Origin of the sequence: Phyllobacterium sophorae, assembly GCF_003010965.1 — a bacterium.
Classification (GTDB): Bacteria; Pseudomonadota; Alphaproteobacteria; order Rhizobiales; family Rhizobiaceae; genus Phyllobacterium; species Phyllobacterium sophorae.
The window spans coordinates 193,267-210,936 of sequence record NZ_PGGM01000003.1; the positions used below are offsets into that span (position 1 = coordinate 193,267).

The window sequence follows — 17,670 nt, forward strand, 5'->3', positions numbered from 1 at the left end:
CAGCTAGCACCGTTAGTGCAAGATCCAATTCCCATCATTTCATACATCCTACTACGTGGCGCCCCTTGGTTCGATTGTTCACACAACACTCTGATATATCTACAGACTCAACCAAGACGATTCAAACGAACGTTGCACCTGGCATCGCAATTGTTGATAGATTTGACTCCACTTGTAAGATGTCATATGTTTGAAATCAAGTTGCAGGAGGCAACTTTTCAATCATTCACGATATGGCCAGCAATTTTTGAGGCCGCGGGAGGAGGAGCTCCACTTATGAATGTCCTTACAAAGGCTGTAGCGGCCGCAATGCTTGGTACAGTTGCGTTTGCAACGCCCTCACTTGCCGAGACACCCCCGAACCAGCTTGTGGTTGGTTTTTCCATGTCGAATATCCTGACGCTTGATCCAGCAGCAATAACGGGCAAAGAGACTGTCCAAGTTCTTGCCAATATCTACGAGGGATTGGTTTCGCTCGATCCGGTGAACCGTTCGCAGGCCAATCCTCAACTTGCCGAAAGCTGGACAATCAGCGAGGACAGTTCAAAAATAACGTTCCAAATGCGCGCCGGTGCCCAATTTGCCTCGGGCAATCCAGTCACGGCCGAAGATGTCGTATGGTCATTCAAACGGCTAATGAAGCTTAATCTGGCCCAGGCATCCTTCCTGAAGACCCATGGATTTTCAGCCGCCAACGCGGACGCAAGCTTCACCACCCCTGATCCCTCAACTATTGTCGTTACGCTTCCCAAGAAAGTAGATCCGCAGATTATCGTGTTGACGCTGGGCATTGTCGGACCGGGCTCGGTCCTCGACAGCAAGACGGTCCTGGCAAATGAAACAAATGGCGACATGGGAAGCGCGTGGTTAACCACGCATTCTGCTGGATCGGGACCGTTTGTCCTGCAGGATTGGAAATCCAATGAGCGGGTGCTGTTGAACCGCAATGACGCTCACTGGGGCAAAGAAGCCGGCATGCGCCGCATTATCATGCGCCACCTGCCTGAATCACAAAGCCAGCGCTTGATGCTGGAAAAAGGTGACATCGACATCGCGTTTTCAATGTCTGCGGCGGATTTGACCGCCCTGCAGACCAACAAGGAAGTTGTCGTACAATCGATCCCTGGCAGTGGATTTTACTATCTTGCCGTGTCGATGAAGGACGAAAAATTCAACAAGCCGAAAGTGCGCGAGGCGCTGCGCTATCTCATTGATTATGAAGGCTTGAACGCGACCGTTCTTCCCTTCTTTGGCAAGCCGCACGATCGGCCCATTCAGACGGGCCTTCTTGGGGTGCTTCCCGATGCCGGCTACAAGCTCGATGTCGAAAAGGCAAAAGCTCTGCTGGCCGAAGCGGGATATCCTGAAGGATTCGCCACGACATTACGTGCCCTATCGGATGCGCCGTTCCTCAATCTTGCCACCGCCATACAAGCAAGCTTGGCGCAGGGAGGAATCAAGGCTGAGGTCATTACAGGCTCTGGAGACCAGATTTACGGCGCAATGCGTGAACGCAAATTCGAACTGATCGTGGGCCGCGGCGGCGGCGGCCAGCTCCCTCATCCTGACTCCAATCTACGCGCCATCGCTTATAATCCCAACAATGCGGACGATGCTAAACTGACCAATTTTCAGGGCTGGCGAACATCGTTTTACGATGAGAAGCTGAACAAGATGATTGACGATGCTCTCATTGAGACCGACACCAAACGCCAGGCGACCAGGTATGGTGAAATACAGACCTATTATGCGGACATGATGCCGTCCATCCAGCCGTTTTCTGAAGTTGTCGATTCGGTAGCGTCGCGCGCGGATATTAAAGGACTGGCTCTCAATCCGTCCTGGTCGACAGACCTTAGCACCATCACGAAGGCGCGCTGACCTCAATCACGGCCGCTGCCGCACCAAGACCAAGGCGTGACAGTGGCCGGACATACTAACGCAAGAGACATTCAGATGACTCACGAACGTGTTTACGCCGGAGTACGCCAAGTTGCCACGATTTTGGTGACGCTGTTCGGCCTTCTTGTGCTTACCTTCTGTATCGGTCGCCTCATGCCGGTCGATCCGGTGCGTGCGATTATTGGCGAGGAAGCAGACGCTGCGACTTATCGCATGGTCGCGGAACGTCTTGGCATGGATAAACCTGTTTACGAACAGTTTTTACGCTATCTCGGCGATATCCTGACCGGCAATTTCGGCGTGTCGATCCGCACCGGCCAATCGGTCATCAATGACATCGCCCACGTCATGCCCGCCACAATCGAACTTGCCACATTCGCAATTATCTGCGGTGCCGGTCTTGGAATACCACTTGGAATCCTCGCGGCGGTGCGCCGCAACCGTTTGACAGACCACGTTATTCGCGTTGTGACCTTGCTTGGCCATTCCATGCCCATTTTCTGGATAGGCATGATAGGCCTCATCGTCTTTTATGCGACGCTTGGCCTTGTGGGTGGCGGCGGACGAATGTCAGACTACAACATCGGACTTGTTCCAGAGACCACCGGATTCCTGTTGATTGACGCAGCTTTAGCGGGAGACCGGGACGTTTTCCATGACGCGGTCAATCATCTTGTTTTGCCTGCAAGCATACTCGGCTACTCATCGATGGCCTATATCACCCGCATGACGCGCAGCTTCATGCTGGATCAATTGAACCAGGAGTATGTGGTCACCGCAAGGGTTAAAGGCCTCTCCAACAGCCGGACGATTTGGTACCACGCCTTCGCCAACATCCGCGTACAACTCGTGACTATCGTGGCTCTGGCCTATGGAAGCCTGCTTGAGGGAGCTGTGCTGATTGAAACAGTGTTCTCGTGGCCTGGCTTCGGACAATACATGACGAACAACATGCTGGTCGGCGACATGAACGCTGTCATGACCTGCGTACTCATTGTCGGGATCATTTTTATCTGCCTGAATTTGCTTTCCGATCTCCTTTACAAAGTGTTCGATCCGAGGACGCGATGACAACCAAGAGCCTGTACAATCCCAAAGCCATGTCGACGCCAGGTATATCCGCGCGGTTTTCTGGACCGCTGAAAGCACTGGGCGCGGTTTTCAAACGGCTATCAAGCGACGTGTCGTCGTGCTTCGGCCTCGTTGTCATTGCCATATTGGTTCTAAGCGCAATCTTTGCTCCGTGGATTGCAACCCACGATCCAAATCTCGTCAACCTGCCCAATGCGCTTCGGGCCCCAGATGCCGTCAATTGGTTCGGTACGGACGAGCTGGGGCGTGATATCTTCAGCCGCATTGTTCATGGCACCAGAATAACGCTGTCGATCATCACGATCGTATCGATTGTTGTTGGACCAGTTGGTCTTTTGGTGGGGACAACCGCGGGTTATTTCGGCGGCTGGTGCGACACAGTCATGATGCGGATCACCGATATATTCCTGTCGTTCCCCGGATTGATTCTATCACTTGCTTTCGTTGCAGCGTTAGGCGCGGGGCTTGAAAATGCGATTATCGCAATTGCCTTGACTTCCTGGCCGCCGATCGCCCGACTGGCGCGAGCCGAGACCCTTACATTTCGGTCAGCCGACTATATTTCGGCCGCGCGCATGCAAGGCGCTTCGTCGATACGTATCATCGTGAAATCGATCATGCCGATGTGCCTCCCCTCGGTTCTTGTCCGGATAACTTTGAGTATGGCAACCGTTATCCTGACTGCCGCCGGCCTCGGTTTTCTTGGTCTGGGCGCGCAACCGCCATTGCCCGAATGGGGGGCGATGATTGCAACAGGCCGCCGGTACATGCTTGACAGCTGGTGGCTGGTCGCATTTCCGGGCATGGCCATATTGTTGGTAAGTCTTGCCTTCAATCTACTGGGCGACGGGTTGCGCGATGCTCTCGACCCCAAACAGCGTTAAGGAGAAGTCCATGAATGAAACGGATCAGCTGCTTGACGTTTCCAACCTTTGCGTAAGCTATCGCAAGGACAAGGGGTATTCCGATGCGGTGCGGGGTGTATCTTTTACTCTCGGTCGCGAAAGGCTGGGTATTGTCGGTGAATCAGGTTCCGGCAAATCGACGATCGGCCGGGCGTTGCTCAAGCTGCTGCCTTCTGCTCGCATCACGGCAGACAGGCTTCAATTTCAAGATACCGACCTGGTGAACGCCAGCGAACGCGAGATGCTGACAATCCGCGGTCGCCGCATCTCAATGATCCTGCAAGATCCCAAGTTTTCACTCAATCCCGTGCACCGTGTGGGCAATCAGATCTCGGAGGCTTACCGCGTACATACGCGTGTATCGAACCAGCAAGCCCGACGTAAAGCATTGGAAATGCTGGAGGCTGTTCAAATTAGAGATCCAGAACGGGTGTACGACCTCTACCCGCACGAGGTATCCGGCGGCATGGGCCAGCGCATCATGATTGCAATGATGCTGATACCCGAACCGCAACTGATCATCGCCGATGAGCCAACGTCGGCGCTCGACGTGACTGTTCGGATGCAGGTACTCAATATTCTCAATGAGCTTGTGACAAGAAAGGGCATCGGACTGATCATGATCAGCCATGATCTCAATCTGGTGCGCAACTTCTGCGACAGGGTTCTGATCATGCGCTCGGGCGAGGTCGTGGAATCGTGCGCGGCACGCGACCTCCTGCGTGCCTCCCACCCCTACACACGAGGATTGCTTGCCGCGCAGCCACATATTGGCGGGAGCAGAGGCCCCCTGCCCGTTCTCAGCCGGGACACTGGCCTTGCGAAAATTGCCGCGGAGGAAACACGATGAGCGATGTAACCGTCAAAGGGCTCACGATCGATCTTGGCACCGGTTCTGCCCAAAAGAAGATACTCAATGACGTCAGCTTTGCCGTTGCGTCCGGTGAGTCATTCGGTCTTGTGGGCGAATCCGGCTCGGGAAAGTCAACGATCTTGCGTTGCATTGCCCGCTTGCTGACATTTTGGTCAGGCGAAGTCACCATTGCCGGGCAACCGATCGCAAAGATACCAGGGGCTGACTATTGTCGTGTGGTGCAAATGGTCTTTCAGGATCCATACGGATCGCTCCACCCGCGCCAATCCATCAAGACCGCGCTTCATGAACCCTTGCGCATTCACAGGCTTGACCATCAGCAGGAATGTATGGAGAAAGCACTCCTTGACGTCGGCTTGAATGGTTCATTCCTGACGCGCTATCCACACGAACTTTCGGGCGGGCAAAGACAACGTGTCGCAATTGCCAGAGCGTTAATTCTGGAGCCCAGCGTATTGCTGCTCGATGAACCAACGTCCGCGCTGGACGTGTCTGTTCAGGCAGAAGTACTTAATCTGCTCAACGAGATCAGGCGTGCACGAAAACTAACCTATTTGTTCGTGTCTCACGATCTGGCTGTGATTGATTACATGTGTGAGCGATTGGCCGTGATGCAGTCGGGCAGCATTGTCGAAATCATGAATCGTTCCGAGCTTTGTGAAGGTCGTGCAAAGCACCCCTATGCGCGTGAGCTGATCAACGCGAGCATTGAATATGATCGCGTAGCGTGAGCAGGAGTGCTCAACGGATTTGCACCCGGTACATTTGGAGGTGGACTTGTCCAACGAGGATCGAATGAACACAAGAAGGCGCGAAACGCTCACCGCCCAATTGGTCCGGCAGGTGGCAGACCGGATCAAATCGGGCGAATTTCCTCGTGGCGCAAGACTTCCGACCGAAAAGGAAATGATCGATGAATTCGGTGTCAGCCGAACTGTCGTTCGCGAAGCAATCGCCAATCTGCGCGCAGCGGGAATGGTGTCAACACAACAGGGCGTGGGCGCCTTCGTCGTGCAAAATACCCCCTTGCCGGCGTTCCGCATCGCGGAGGAGGATCTTTCGGTCCTCGAAGAGGTTGTCAAGGGCCTGGAATTGCGCATTGCGGTCGAGTCAGAGGCGGCAGCGCTTGCTGCCCAGCGCCGGAACGAAAGTGACATTGTTGCAATCGAGTCGGCTTGCGACAGCATGGCCGACGCCATCAAGACTGGCAGTGACAGCATTGAAGCGGACCTGAATTTTCACCGGGCGATCGCCCGCGCAAGCAGGAATGATCACTTTCTGAACATTTTCAACTATCTCGGTGAAGTATTGATTCCCAGGGCGCGCTTGCAGAGCCACCGTTTCGAAGAGTTCACGCTCTCAGAATACCTTGAACGCATCAATTCCGAACACCGTCAGGTCCTCTTGGCCATCCGCCAGGGCGATACAGATGGCGCCCGCGCAACAATGCGAATGCATTTGAGTGGTAGCCGCGATCGCCTCCAACAAACGATCCCGGTACGCAGATGATCGATCAGGACAACATGTCCGCATTGTCGAGACAATTGCGCGACACGGTCCGGTTTACCAGGTCGTTCAATGCGCAAGCTTCATCGTTCGCACAATGGCAGTCCACAACACGGGCATTTGTTGTAGAAGCCCTTGGCGTTGGGAATGAACGCGCTGCACAATCCCGGACGCTTGAGCAGCAGGACCATAAAACTCACCACACGCGCCTTGTGGAGCTCACCTTCAGCAGCGGAGAGAAAACCGAAGCCTTTCTTCTCCTGCCTTTCACCAAGAACAAGTGCCCCGCGGTGTTATTGCTGCACGATCACGGTTCGCGCTTTGACATCGGCAAAGAAAAGCTAATCCAAACTTCCGACCCCGACAAAGCAGGTTCTTCAGAAGCATGGATCAAGCGCTGCTACGGCGAGCGCTACCTTGGCGATATGCTCGTCAAACGCGGCTACGTCGTTTTGTGTGCCGATGCCTTGGGTTGGAGCAGCCGCGAGGGCAACGGCTATGACGCCCAGCAGGCTCTGGCAGCAAATCTGATGCAGTTTGGAACGTCGCTCGCTGCGATTGTGGCTTCCGAGGATTTGCAGGCCGCGCTGTATTTGAGCGCCTTGCCGGAGGTCGACGAACGCTTCGTGGCGAGCATGGGATTCTCATTTGGAGGTTTCCGCGCATGGCAAGTGGCTGCTCTCACCCCAGCAATTTCCGCCTCGGTAGCTATCAATTGGATGGGGCAGTTGGCCGGGCTGATGCAGCCTGGAGCCAATTTATTGCGCGGGCAATCGGCGTATTACATGTTGCATCCACAGCTTGCCGGAAAACTTGATTATCCCGATATTGCTGCACTTGTGGCTCCGCGCCATGCACTTTTTTATGCCGGAGACCAGGACCCGCACTTTCCCGGGGAAACCGTGGAAGCGGCATTTGCTGCCCTTGCCTCCGTTTGGACGGCCGCAAGCGCTGCAGCGCATCTGGAAACGAGAATTTGGCCAGCGGGTCACGTCTTTGGACCGGCCCAGCAAGACGCTGCCATTCAATGGATGGATTCGGTATTCGGTCAATAGCCGACAAACGCTGCATGTCTGTCCCGGACTTCGTTGCGCGTCCGGGACACGCGCGCGTTATTGCGCTCCAAGCTTTTCGATGAGCGCCTGCAGATCTTGATGGTCCCGTTGTGTGCACTCTGCAAGTGGCGGGCGGACGGGTCCCGCTGATTTTCCGACAAGGCGCGCGCCGGCTTTGACGATACTGACCGCATACCCGCCACCCCGATTGCGGATGCCAATGTAGGGCAGGAAGAACTCCTTCAGCAGCCGCTCCGTAACGGTGCGGTCACCACTGCGCACAGCGGCGTAAAACTCCATCGCAGTCTTTGGGATAAAATTGAAGACGGCCGACGAGTAGACAGGAAAGCCGGCCGCATTATATGCCTCCGCATACACTTCTGCCGTCGGGAGACCGCCAAGGTAGCTCACCCGATCACCAAGTCTGCTGCGGATGACGGCAACGGCCTCAATATCACCAATTCCGTCCTTGAAACCTATGAGGTTGCGATTCCTTTGCACCAAACGTTCGAGCGTATCGGCGTCCAATCGGCAGACATTGCGGTTATAAACGATGACGCCAATTTCTACCGACCGGCACACGGCTTCAATATGGGCGGCGAGGCCCTCTTGATTGGTCTCGGTCAGATAGTGGGGCAGAAGCAGGATTCCCGCAGCGCCCGCCGCCTGGGCACTACGCGCCATCTCCATCGCCATTCGTGTGCTATACCCCGCACCGGCAATGATGGGCGTATGGGAACCGCAGGTATCGACGGCGGCGCGAATTACCTGTGCATGCTCAGGCAGGGTCAATGAGAAGCCTTCGCCCGTTCCCCCGGCTGCGAAGAGAACTGTGGCCCCATATGGCATCAGCCATTCGAGCCGAGATTTATAACCGGAAGCGTCAAACTCACCTTGTTCATCAAAATCGGTCAGCGGAAATGACATCAATCCAGACGAAAGAACGGATTTGAGTTCCTGCGGATCATATACGGACCGGCTGTTTGAATTGTAGTTCACTGTTGTTTTCCTATTCGTTGCCGTGCAATCGTTGTCAGTCGACCAGATTGTCATTGATGAAATCGAAATTGATGTCTTCGCCAAGTCCAGGTTTGCCGGAGAGATGGACAAAGCCATGCTCGTCCATCGGATCGACGAGTGAATTCAGATATTCGAACCCATCGTCGTATTCCAAAAATGGATGCAGGAGGCCGCGCTCATACCACCGGACGTTTTTTGAAACGGCCGTGACGATGAGATTGGGTGCGCCGTTGCCATGAACTTCACAATTCATCCCGAACGATTCGGCAAGGTGCATCGTCTTTAGCGCGGGAGAAATGCCACCCACGTCATGTACTCCGGTGCGCAAAATATCGCACGCATTGGACGTAATCCATTCGGCCCGGTTGTAGTGCTTGCCCCCCGCGCTTTCCGGACCGAGAACAGGAATATCGAGATTTGCCGCCAGCCACGTATACGAGGCGGAGCTTTGCTCATCCATTGCCTCTTCGATCCACGCAAATCCAAGTTTTTCCAGGCCCCGGCCAAGTTCAAGTGCTTCTGTTCGCGAATACCAGTGAAACGCGTCAAGCATCAAATGGATATCCGGACCGACGGCCTCGCGCACTGCGGCGCATGCCTTGATATCCATTTTGACGTCGGGTGCCCACGAAACGGGTGGCATCCAGGTATGCAGCTTGATACCCTTGTAACCGCGCTTGACCAGCTTTTCGGCGAATCGAGCGTAATCGTCGGGCGTTGCCAGCCCTCCTTCCAGCTCATCGCCGCACATGATCGATCCGTATGCCGGGACCTTATCGCGATAGCTGCCGATGAGCTTGTGAACTGGAATCGCGAGTTTCCTGCCGGCCAAATCCCACAAGGCGCAATCGACGATGGCAAGCGTGCGATCTGTGAGCTGCGCGGCGCTGCCTCGTTGCCAATGTGCGAGATCCTGCCAGAGGCGTTCACGATCGAAAGGATCCTGGCCAAGCAGTACTTTCTTGACATACTTATCGACAACATGTGGCCGCACGATCTCCGCAGGTGAGAAGCAGTAGCCCTCACTTCCGTCGTCGGTGGCGATAGTGAGCAAAGCAAGCTCAACCTTGTGTGCCGGCCCAGGATGGGCGTGGCCGGCGCTGTCGGCATGTCGATGAGTTGTATGTTTAAAGCGCCGAACACTGACATCAATTATCTTCACATCTCGCCTCCATCTACACGACCTCGTCCGACCGACAATGCACGAAGAAATCCAATTTCCTATCAACAGAATGTTTGCTGCTATAACATGTTGTATGATGACATACAATATAAAATCGTGCCTGCTGTCATCCGGCGGAGGTCTCTAACCCGCGAGAATCCCAACAGATAGCCGCGAAAGTGCGCTCTTGCAGATTCCGGCCTCTATTTGCCGGTGGTACTCTGGCGCATCATTGTATGACAAATGCCCCTTGCCCTCCACGTCCCGACAAGTCTTTGTCCGGCCGCCGGCGGTCGAACGCGTGAACCTGGCTCCGCCGTCGGTAGGGCGACACGAGGCCGGGCCCATCGCCAGCGCTACCATCCGCTGTTCAGACCTGGTGGGCGTTTAACGCCATTGATCAAAGGCCGCTTGCCCGAAACTTCCAACATTTTTTATGCAAGTGTGGACGTAGCGGGAACATTTTTTACCACACGTAGTTGATGTCGTATCATCGAGAGGAGGCCATCATGAAACACCATGCACTTGAGCAATTGCAGGCAATCGCTGAGGTCGATCGGGACCATCCCGAAAAACTCATGTCGCGTAACCAACGTCTTGAGCGCTGGGCCGCGCTTCTCGAACAGAACCCTGGTCAGCGGCTTTCGACGCTGCCTCAGACGGAGAACCAACCGGTAATCGCACGGGCGTCCATGCGCGCCGACGGCTCTCCCATGTCGATAGCGTTTGCGGATCCCGTCTTTCGCGCAGCCGGTCTGGCGAATGACAGTTATGGCGAGGCAAAGCGGTTCTTCGAATTGACGGACCGCCAACTGCACCGGACGATCTGTTATTGCCATTTCGGCGCGACCGTCAGCGCTGCGACGGCAGCCCACTATGTTCGAAAGGCAAGCGGACGATCGCGTGGCTTTCTTGCGTGGCTGGGAAATCTGTTCGGGAATTAATGCGGCAACGAAGCGTCTTGCTGGTCACTAACTGCCCAGGTGCCGGATGGCATACCGCCATATCGGGCTCATCCCGAACGCTCGTAAGCCCACTTACTGCCAAAGGAATCGAAGGCGCTGCGTGCGCCTTAAGGTCATCGGTTGGGGGCATGAGAAATGCGTTACGCATCAGGAATTCATCCGGCAACGGACGTTTGATCATACGTTGTGCGCTAGCCCAAAACGACGACCGTCGCCCCGACACCGACGTGGTCGTACAACTCAATGACGTGATCATTTATCATTCGGATGCAACCATTCGATACTGCCTTGCCGATGGTCCATGGTTCATTTGTTCCATGTATACGGTAATAGGTATCGCGGTTATCGCGAAACAGGTAAAGAGCACGCGCCCCGAGCGGATTTTCTGGACCGCCATCCATGCCCACTGCATATTTCCCGTATTTGGCAGGATCCCTGGTTATCATGTCACCTGTAGGGATCCACCGTGGCCAGACGGCCTTTCGGCCCACGACCGCTTTACCCGACCATGCAAGTCCTGCACGACCAACGCCGATGCCGTAGCGGCGTGCACTGTACGGACTTTCAATGAGGTAGAGGAACCTGTTTTTCGGATCGACCACTACCGAACCGGCAGGCAGATCCGTGTCATAAGGAACACTGTGCGGCTCGAACTTCGGATCCAGTTCAAAGGGCCTTTTTTTTGACTGGCCCAAAGCGGTTCCTGGCACAAGCGCCGTTATCGCTAATCCTGCAGTGAACCATCGTCTGGTGATCATGACATCCTCGTTGGATCTGTCGAATGAACGAAGTGCGCACTGTTAATGCATATCCGGAATAACACCTGAAAAGGGCGTTGTTTAAGCACTGATTTCAATATTTCGTTATTGATCTGCTTTACCAAGGGATCGCGTGGCGTTTGACGGAATTGTGTTAGCCGTCATCCCATGCAAGCGAAACCGCCTTTACATAGGGTAAGGGCGGCTATTGGGACGTCAGCTAAGGATAACCTTTGGAGCACCGGCAGCCATCAAAGGACGGGGGCGATCCACCAAAAGGCTACGTCTTTTACCCATCACGGCGCATTCTCCTATGCCGGCTCCATGCTCTATGATGGCGTGCGGGTATTCTAAGGGAAAGTCGGGGGCGACATGTTACCTTTTAATTCTGGGTGAAGTGATCTCCAATATTGAATCCGTTTTGCACGACAGGTTGCTCTGCATCACAGATGCCGACTGGGCTGGCGTTCGCATTCATTTGTTTATTGTTTTGGGGTCTTAATACTATGTTTATAGATGCTAGGGGCGTTCCAAGTGACTCTATTCTGGATACGGAAATCTGCATCGTCGGAGGCGGGGTAGCCGGCATTACCCTTGCTTTGGAATTTGAGCGCAAGGGTATCGAGACATGTGTTGTTGAAGGCGGGGGGCTCCACTTCAATTCGGCATCGCAATCCCTCTATGAGGGCGATAATGTCGGTATTGATTACGATCTTCAAGCCAGCAGAACGCGGCAGTTGGGCGGCAGCTCCAATTGCTGGGGCGGCTGGATACGCCCGTTTATTGGCATTGATTTCGAGGAACGCGACTGGGTGCCCAATAGCGGCTGGCCGTTCAAGCTGACGGAAGTTGAACCGTTTTATCGCCGCGCAAGTGAACTGGTTCAGGTTAATCACCATAACTTTGAGCCCCAGTTCTGGCACGAACACCTTTCCGGCCACCATGCCCAACTGCTGGAACTGAATGGAGCCGCTCTTGAGACCGTCGTCAGCAAGTTCAGCCCGCCGACGCGCTTTGGCTATGCCTATCATAAACATCTCGCGGCCGCCGCAACAACAAAGGTGTTGCTCAACGCCAATGCGATCGAGATCGCCACCAGCGATGACGCCGCAACGGCGACCGGTGTCCACGTCGCAACCTCGGCGCACAAGACGTTCTTTGTACGAGCGAAACGCACGATCCTTGCTGCGGGCGGCATCGAAAATGCCCGCCTTATGCTGTTGTCCCACAAGGTCGATCAGCGTGGGCTTGGCAACGAGCATGACGTGGTCGGTCGTTATTTCATGGAACATCCGCGCATTCGCATCGGCCAGATGGTCCCGTCAGGCAATGCCGCCGCATTCCGTTTTTACGATGCGCGCTACACCTATCACAATCGCAAGCTAGCCGTGGATGGCACCAGTGCCAGCGCTCATGTCGGGCTGGCCGAACACCTGCAGCGCCAGGAGAAACTCGTGCAGTGCCGGACCTATTTCCGCGCCTGCCGGCCAGGCGAGGATGGCGAAGTGACCGAACGCTTCCACGCGCTCTACAATGCCATTCGGTCGCGGCATTATCAGGACCTTAAGCTGCGAACATTTGCCACCGTTGCGCGTGGCAGCCCCAACCTGATGGCATCGCTGCTCTATCGTAGGCTGAAGCTGGCAGCGAAATCGGACTATTTCCAGATCGAGAGTGTTGTCGAACCGGTTCCGGATCGCGAGAGCCGTGTGACCCTCTCGCCTCAACGCGACAGGCTGGGACTCAACCGGGCAGCTTTGAACTGGCGGGTTGGCGATCTGGAAAAACGGACGCATTTGCGTATGCTGGGATTGATCAAGGAACAGATCGAAGATTCAGGCATGGGGCGGATTGACCTGGAGGAGGCGGACGCTGGAAGGCGGCTTTCGATCATCGGCTGCAATCATCATATGGGAACAACGCGGATGCACGCCGACCCGCGCCTGGGTGTAGTCGACCAGAACTGCAAGGTCCACAATATGCACAACTTGCATATTGCCGGCAGTTCCGTGTTCGCGACCGGCGGCAACGACATGCCGACATTGACAATTGTCGCCCTTGCGTTGCGTCTTGCCGAGCATGTTAAGGCCGAGCGCGACTTTGGCGAAAGCATAACGACGAGCCTGTCACGAAAATCGACGCGCCAGCAGGCAATGACGTAGTTGCGAAGAAGGAACCTAATCTCGTTCCGCTACAGGATCACAGAATTCACACGCAACGGCTCTCGCCGATCATGGGCCCTAAATGTCAACGGCCTCATCGCCAGCATCCAGAGCGATGAGATTGGAACGAGATACAGTTACATTCGTTTAACCATCGATTTCACATCGGTTCGCTGAAGATCCAGTGAGTACGTTGGTAGCTGAATTCGCCATGCCCTCCAACCTGATTCAAAAGACGGTCTATGATGAGGCAACCCAGACCCTATCGATCTGGTTCATGCCAAGCGGAAACCGCTATGACTATCAAGATGTGCCACCGGAGACCTATGCTGGGCTTCGGCACGCCTTCTCCAAGGGCCGATACTTCAACACTTTCATCCGCAATCGTTTCCGATGCCGCCAACACGGCGCTCCATGGACTGAGGGGCTTGATCTCTGACCCCCGGGATTCTTCGCTCTTTGACCGGTCGCGCGGCGTTGAATGGGATGCTGCCTCTAGCAACAGGCAGCCAAAGTGACGATCTGCTGAAAGAGGCATTGTGACACCAAAGCCGTGCACAAATCGCACGCTTTGGTGCCTGGTTTGCCGGCCAGCCTAAGATTAAAGGCCGCATGGGCAGTGCCCTTTACGGGGCTTTATTGACGCTCCGCCGCAGGCAGGGCGTTGGACAAAGGGACTGTTGAACGCTAGGCGCTCAGCTTTTCTTCATCGCATTCATCGCGTTCTGCAGATGCGTTAGGCATTCATCCGTCTTTTGTGCGGCCAAGGCTTCTTTTGCCTTTTCCATCTCCATCTTGGCTTGTTCCTTCTTGTCATTGACGGCCGGATCTACCATGGCATCCATATCCGCTGTCATTTTAGCCAAGGTGGCTTCATCACACTTCATCGCATCTTGAGCAAACGCCAAGGGTGTGCATGCGCATCCAAGAATTGCTGCTAGAAGCATTGATTTCAACATTTTTTCCTCCTCGATCCGCCTAAAAGGGTAAATTTCTCCCCTTGGAACGTCGCACGTGGAACTTTGTTCCGGTTCGGGGAGTACGTTGATTTATTTGACGTAACCTCCAGTAAGACGCCCAATTGCACACTTTGCTGGTGGCGCGGCCAAGGTTCGGCCTACCCACCCTTTGGCAGGGCCTCACCTGCTCGAACTGCAAACTTTAAGCATGGGCGGGGCTGTGCCAGCTCCATAACAGTGCTTGGCCATCCATGGGATGGGTTCACACGGATTCCCATGAGGCAATTTTCAATCAGGCTACACAGGGCGGGTCTTTTACTATTGCACTAAACTAAGGGTTGGCCAGCGAAGGTGTCCGCTCTCGGATATAAATATCGGCTTCCTTTGCAGCTGCAATGAACGCCGATCTTGCATGCTTGGCGGTTTCCTTGCCCTCCAGTGCGTCGAGGCACACCTGCCGCGCTGCCCTGTATTTTCTACCCTTCTCGGCGGGTGGCCAAAGCTGCAAAAGACATTCAGTCGCTTCCTCGACTGACGCAATGTTTAATACTCGGCCAGCGGCCCCAGTCATGATTGTCACGTGGTGAAAAGGCAAAACGCGCATCACCGTAAACGCGCAAAACCCATTTGCAGTTCCACATGCAGAACTACCGAAATGCCCTAATTGCCACGGTTGCCCAAAAACTCATTGCAAATACCCCGATTGATTGCAGTTCATGGGATGAATTTCGGGGTGGCTAAGCAAGAATAACGCCTCCATAGGGTCGTTTGGTATGCTTGGGCATGCGCGAGATTGTGGAAAGCCGCGACCGCTCACTCGATGCCAGTGTGATCCTGGACGGACTTGAAATGACCCCGCCGCACACCTACATACGTTTGGTCGACGAGATAGTTCGGCCAAACTCTGCCGGCTTTAAGAAGCGCAGAGTCATCTCCGCACCAATTTAAGGTTTTATCGCTGCCGTATCAGCAGCACATCCGCCGTTTGCTTGCATTCGGTGTTTCTCGCCGCGCGACCCTTGCGGCAGCTAACGGACCAAATATGCAAAACAATACTGAAATAAAAACGAGCGTGGCCAGGCCACGTCCATATGAACCCAACCATTTGAATACAGCGCAGCAAAAACGGCTGCTTGCGCCGAAGCTAAACAGTTCCGGATTTGCCCGAGAGGAAATGCGCCGAATAGTAGCCGAGCAAATCGACTAGTAACAAACGCTCAGATGGCGCCAAGAGGGAGTCGCCGTGCGGCTCATAAAGAGAATGAATACAACCAGAACCCATTCAACGAACAATCGACAGACATTTGCGGTGCAAACCCCCGGTCGTCAAAATGCCCAATCCAACTATGAGCGCTACCTTTCGCTGGCTCGTAACGAGGCAACCGCTGGAAATCGGGTGGACGCAGAATACTGGTATCAACATGCGGAGCACTATTTCAGGACAATGCAACGCCGCCAAAATTAGCAAAGACAGATCCTGTCGAAGAATTAATGGTCCCTCCCCCACGAAACGTGGTTCGCCCTGTTGCGCACGTATCTCGCATAGGCTGCGCTCTTGAAGAAGAATGAGAAGCCGGGAGCCGAACGCCACGATGTGCCGAAGCCGGGATGGCATCCGGGGTCACGGATTGGAGAATGGTTTGCATACCGAATGACAGATGCCTGTTGCGTGGGAGGAAGAATTACACTGATCGGCACCAATGCCGGTCAAAAACGGAACCGAACCCAAGGAAATGCCGCTCATTGAAGCGATTTGCCCCTTGAGTTCTTTCATTGGAGTGTTCCATGAACAAAGTAGCTGTAAAGTGGTTCGGCCGCCCCAACCGTTCCGGCATTGTCGCATGGGATACAAGCGACAAAGCTGTCTCCAACACGGCAGTAAAAGGCGCAGGCATATATCTTTCCAAGGAGCAGCGCGCACAGGATGCACGGCAGGCTGTGCACGAATATGAAAGCGGCATGCGCGCCGACCAGGAGAAGACCGAACGTCTCCGTGCGCTGAGGCTGGCGAAAGCGGCTGTGACTATTCCGTCCGAATTGCGTAGCAATTGACGGCAATCACTCGGCCAGGGTGGGCTCAAACCATCCGCCAATTTACAAATTGATGGCTCACCGAGGCATGGTCCACGTTTTCGCTTTGGAATTCCCATGCTCCATTAACGTCTTGTCCATGTCGTTTATTGTTTGCGATCGATATTGGTTGGTTCCGTCTCGTCATCGTCAGCAACGTCAACCGATACGCCATCGTCATTATCCGAAAGTGGCATTCGATGGTAATGGTCTAGGGATTGAACCTTTTCTTCGGCGGCATCACAAAGGACCTGCCAGGTCCTTGCCAAACGTTCTGCAGCTTGGCGATAGGTTTCCTCGACTTCTGCGTTTTGCATAAGTTGCAGCACCTCATCAAAATCGCGCGCGCCTTTTTCAATTACCGTACGCAAGCGGGCGGCGTGGTCAAATGTCAGACTTGGCCGATCGAGAGCCTTGGGAACTTCTTCAGCAAGCTTCTGAACGAGTTCGGCATGTCCCCTTAACCTTGGAATCCAATCAACAGTCATGGAATATTCCCCCAATGGAAACTCACCAAAGGGATACTACCCCATTATAACAATGGTTCCAACGTAATGGCTCTTGCGCATTACCGGCGCGCAGGCGAACCAGGCCGAATCGGGACATTTGGCGAAATTAGAAAACACGGGAAATAGCCATTTTTTGCACTGCCGACCTTTAAGCTAAATACTGCATCGCCTGCTAATCAAATACATTTCAGGCGGCTTTTAGTGGCCGTACCGGGCTAGTGTCCCAACCGGATGACGCGCGGGCAGAACATTGGCAAGATGGTCAAGTCCGTTCGCCGTGGTGTAAAAAGAGCGAACACCGCGTCGCTTCGATGCATGATCGATCGATAGCAGTCCATTGCGCAAAAGCCATTTCATTCGATAACACAGGAGCTTATTACCGTATGGCAGCCACCTCCAAATAGGCTCCATATCACGATCGAAATGCGAAAATGGAACATAGGCCGTCGGGCGCGCAGCCAATCTCAAAATTTGCACATCCATTCGGTTCAATAACGTCGTCATGTAGGTGCGCGTTTCCGTTTGTCGAGAGTGCGAAGGTGCATGGTGGCCATGCTTTCTGCGCCCTGCCAATTTCAGTGAAATGGCGACGGCGAAGATACAGTCTGTCCCGATCCGGTCACCTAATCAAGCCCGTCGAATTAAATCCCTCCCCATATTGAGAACAGTGGAACAACCGCGTTGGGTTCTTCATTGATCAAACTGTGATCGGCTCATCAATATCACGCAGC

19 protein-coding genes are annotated in these 17,670 nt (G+C 54.3%); 12 read left to right on the plus strand and 7 right to left on the minus strand.

Going from position 1 to position 17,670, the window contains the following annotated elements; translation table 11 throughout:
• Positions 1-276 precede the first annotated feature (276 nt).
• From CU103_RS08715 to CU103_RS08745, 7 genes are all read left to right on the plus strand, one after another.
• On the plus strand, positions 277-1,881 hold the full coding sequence (locus CU103_RS08715; protein WP_210203732.1) for an ABC transporter substrate-binding protein: 1,605 nt from the start codon (positions 277-279) through the stop codon (positions 1,879-1,881).
• A gap of 75 nt (positions 1,882-1,956) precedes the next feature.
• On the plus strand, positions 1,957-2,973 hold the full coding sequence (locus CU103_RS08720; RefSeq protein WP_106663518.1) for an ABC transporter permease: 1,017 nt from the start codon (positions 1,957-1,959) through the stop codon (positions 2,971-2,973).
• On the plus strand, positions 2,970-3,878 hold the full coding sequence (locus tag CU103_RS08725; protein WP_425350576.1) for an ABC transporter permease: 909 nt from the start codon (positions 2,970-2,972) through the stop codon (positions 3,876-3,878). Before CU103_RS08720 ends, CU103_RS08725 begins: the two co-directional genes overlap by 4 nt.
• 10 nt (positions 3,879-3,888) lie before the next feature.
• Positions 3,889-4,749: an ABC transporter ATP-binding protein gene (locus tag CU103_RS08730; protein ID WP_106663519.1), complete on the plus strand. Its 861-nt coding sequence runs from the start codon at positions 3,889-3,891 to the stop codon at positions 4,747-4,749.
• Positions 4,746-5,504 (plus strand): ABC transporter ATP-binding protein, encoded by a 759-nt coding sequence (locus CU103_RS08735; RefSeq protein ID WP_106663520.1) that lies wholly within the window; start codon positions 4,746-4,748, stop codon positions 5,502-5,504. The genes CU103_RS08730 and CU103_RS08735 overlap by 4 nt, the downstream gene beginning before the upstream one ends.
• 64 nt (positions 5,505-5,568) lie before the next feature.
• On the plus strand, positions 5,569-6,282 hold the full coding sequence (locus CU103_RS08740; protein ID WP_106663521.1) for a FadR/GntR family transcriptional regulator: 714 nt from the start codon (positions 5,569-5,571) through the stop codon (positions 6,280-6,282).
• Positions 6,279-7,334 carry a dienelactone hydrolase family protein gene (locus CU103_RS08745; protein ID WP_106663522.1) on the plus strand — a complete coding sequence of 352 codons (1,056 nt, stop codon included), beginning with the start codon at positions 6,279-6,281 and terminating at the stop codon, positions 7,332-7,334. Before CU103_RS08740 ends, CU103_RS08745 begins: the two co-directional genes overlap by 4 nt.
• A 57-nt stretch (positions 7,335-7,391) precedes the next feature.
• On the opposite strand, the gene kdgD is transcribed toward CU103_RS08745, so the two are convergent.
• Both kdgD and CU103_RS08755 read right to left on the minus strand, forming a co-directional pair.
• The gene (kdgD, locus tag CU103_RS08750) at positions 7,392-8,333 is read right to left on the minus strand and encodes a 5-dehydro-4-deoxyglucarate dehydratase (RefSeq protein WP_280954584.1); all 942 of its coding nucleotides are present in this window, start codon (positions 8,331-8,333) and stop codon (positions 7,392-7,394) included.
• Between the two features lie 34 nt (positions 8,334-8,367).
• Positions 8,368-9,516 carry a mandelate racemase family protein gene (locus CU103_RS08755; RefSeq protein ID WP_106663524.1) on the minus strand — a complete coding sequence of 383 codons (1,149 nt, stop codon included), beginning with the start codon at positions 9,514-9,516 and terminating at the stop codon, positions 8,368-8,370.
• Positions 9,517-10,025: 509 nt separating this feature from the next.
• Between CU103_RS08755 and CU103_RS08760 the strand changes: the two genes are divergently transcribed.
• Entirely contained in the window at positions 10,026-10,460 is a 435-nt protein-coding gene (locus tag CU103_RS08760) for a hypothetical protein (RefSeq protein ID WP_106663525.1), read from the plus strand.
• A 212-nt stretch (positions 10,461-10,672) separates the two neighbouring features.
• Here CU103_RS08760 and CU103_RS08765 read toward each other — a convergent pair whose 3' ends face one another.
• Positions 10,673-11,239, minus strand: coding sequence for a L,D-transpeptidase (locus tag CU103_RS08765; protein ID WP_106663526.1), 567 nt, complete (start codon positions 11,237-11,239; stop codon positions 10,673-10,675).
• Positions 11,240-11,745: 506 nt separating this feature from the next.
• Here CU103_RS08765 and CU103_RS08770 point away from each other — a divergent pair.
• Together CU103_RS08770 and CU103_RS08775 are read left to right on the plus strand one after the other, a co-directional pair.
• A complete protein-coding gene (locus tag CU103_RS08770; RefSeq protein ID WP_170116999.1) occupies positions 11,746-13,401 on the plus strand; it encodes a GMC oxidoreductase in 1,656 nt (551 codons plus the stop codon).
• A gap of 184 nt (positions 13,402-13,585) precedes the next feature.
• Positions 13,586-13,840 carry a KTSC domain-containing protein gene (locus CU103_RS08775; protein WP_245448679.1) on the plus strand — a complete coding sequence of 85 codons (255 nt, stop codon included), beginning with the start codon at positions 13,586-13,588 and terminating at the stop codon, positions 13,838-13,840.
• A 256-nt stretch (positions 13,841-14,096) separates the two neighbouring features.
• On the opposite strand, the gene CU103_RS08780 is transcribed toward CU103_RS08775, so the two are convergent.
• Together CU103_RS08780 and CU103_RS08785 are read right to left on the minus strand one after the other, a co-directional pair.
• The gene (locus CU103_RS08780; protein WP_106663529.1) at positions 14,097-14,360 is read right to left on the minus strand and encodes a hypothetical protein; all 264 of its coding nucleotides are present in this window, start codon (positions 14,358-14,360) and stop codon (positions 14,097-14,099) included.
• A gap of 331 nt (positions 14,361-14,691) precedes the next feature.
• Positions 14,692-14,931, minus strand: a complete 240-nt coding sequence (locus CU103_RS08785; protein WP_106663916.1) for a DUF982 domain-containing protein — start codon at positions 14,929-14,931, stop codon at positions 14,692-14,694.
• A 690-nt stretch (positions 14,932-15,621) separates the two neighbouring features.
• On the opposite strand from CU103_RS08785, the gene CU103_RS32745 reads away from it, so the two are divergent.
• Positions 15,622-15,825 (plus strand): DUF4167 domain-containing protein, encoded by a 204-nt coding sequence (locus CU103_RS32745; RefSeq protein ID WP_106663530.1) that lies wholly within the window; start codon positions 15,622-15,624, stop codon positions 15,823-15,825.
• 156 nt (positions 15,826-15,981) lie between these two features.
• Here the strand turns inward: CU103_RS32745 and CU103_RS31340 are convergent, their stop codons facing one another.
• Positions 15,982-16,134 (minus strand): hypothetical protein, encoded by a 153-nt coding sequence (locus CU103_RS31340; protein ID WP_170117000.1) that lies wholly within the window; start codon positions 16,132-16,134, stop codon positions 15,982-15,984.
• Between the two features lie 11 nt (positions 16,135-16,145).
• Here CU103_RS31340 and CU103_RS08795 point away from each other — a divergent pair, with 11 nt between their 5' ends.
• On the plus strand, positions 16,146-16,412 hold the full coding sequence (locus tag CU103_RS08795; RefSeq protein ID WP_106663531.1) for a hypothetical protein: 267 nt from the start codon (positions 16,146-16,148) through the stop codon (positions 16,410-16,412).
• A gap of 125 nt (positions 16,413-16,537) precedes the next feature.
• Here the strand turns inward: CU103_RS08795 and CU103_RS08800 are convergent, their stop codons facing one another.
• Positions 16,538-16,918, minus strand: a complete 381-nt coding sequence (locus CU103_RS08800) for a hypothetical protein (RefSeq protein WP_106663532.1) — start codon at positions 16,916-16,918, stop codon at positions 16,538-16,540.
• Between the last annotated feature and the right edge of the window lie 752 nt (positions 16,919-17,670).

What these genes read in the sequence shown, in the direction of transcription:
- CU103_RS08715 (WP_210203732.1), top strand. Translation starts at nt 277, where the DNA reads ATGAATGTCCTTACAAAGGCTGTAGCGGCCGCAATGCTTGGTACAGTT.
- CU103_RS08720 (WP_106663518.1), top strand. Translation starts at nt 1,957, where the DNA reads ATGACTCACGAACGTGTTTACGCCGGAGTACGCCAAGTTGCCACGATT.
- CU103_RS08725 (WP_425350576.1), top strand. Translation starts at nt 2,970, where the DNA reads ATGACAACCAAGAGCCTGTACAATCCCAAAGCCATGTCGACGCCAGGT.
- CU103_RS08730 (WP_106663519.1), top strand. Translation starts at nt 3,889, where the DNA reads ATGAATGAAACGGATCAGCTGCTTGACGTTTCCAACCTTTGCGTAAGC.
- CU103_RS08735 (WP_106663520.1), top strand. Translation starts at nt 4,746, where the DNA reads ATGAGCGATGTAACCGTCAAAGGGCTCACGATCGATCTTGGCACCGGT.
- CU103_RS08740 (WP_106663521.1), top strand. Translation starts at nt 5,569, where the DNA reads ATGAACACAAGAAGGCGCGAAACGCTCACCGCCCAATTGGTCCGGCAG.
- CU103_RS08745 (WP_106663522.1), top strand. Translation starts at nt 6,279, where the DNA reads ATGATCGATCAGGACAACATGTCCGCATTGTCGAGACAATTGCGCGAC.
- CU103_RS08760 (WP_106663525.1), top strand. Translation starts at nt 10,026, where the DNA reads ATGAAACACCATGCACTTGAGCAATTGCAGGCAATCGCTGAGGTCGAT.
- CU103_RS08765 (WP_106663526.1), bottom strand. Translation starts at nt 11,239, where the DNA reads ATGATCACCAGACGATGGTTCACTGCAGGATTAGCGATAACGGCGCTT.
- CU103_RS08770 (WP_170116999.1), top strand. Translation starts at nt 11,746, where the DNA reads ATGTTTATAGATGCTAGGGGCGTTCCAAGTGACTCTATTCTGGATACG.
- CU103_RS08780 (WP_106663529.1), bottom strand. Translation starts at nt 14,360, where the DNA reads ATGTTGAAATCAATGCTTCTAGCAGCAATTCTTGGATGCGCATGCACA.
- CU103_RS08785 (WP_106663916.1), bottom strand. Translation starts at nt 14,931, where the DNA reads ATGACTGGGGCCGCTGGCCGAGTATTAAACATTGCGTCAGTCGAGGAA.
- CU103_RS32745 (WP_106663530.1), top strand. Translation starts at nt 15,622, where the DNA reads ATGAATACAACCAGAACCCATTCAACGAACAATCGACAGACATTTGCG.
- CU103_RS31340 (WP_170117000.1), bottom strand. Translation starts at nt 16,134, where the DNA reads ATGAAAGAACTCAAGGGGCAAATCGCTTCAATGAGCGGCATTTCCTTG.
- CU103_RS08795 (WP_106663531.1), top strand. Translation starts at nt 16,146, where the DNA reads ATGAACAAAGTAGCTGTAAAGTGGTTCGGCCGCCCCAACCGTTCCGGC.
- CU103_RS08800 (WP_106663532.1), bottom strand. Translation starts at nt 16,918, where the DNA reads ATGACTGTTGATTGGATTCCAAGGTTAAGGGGACATGCCGAACTCGTT.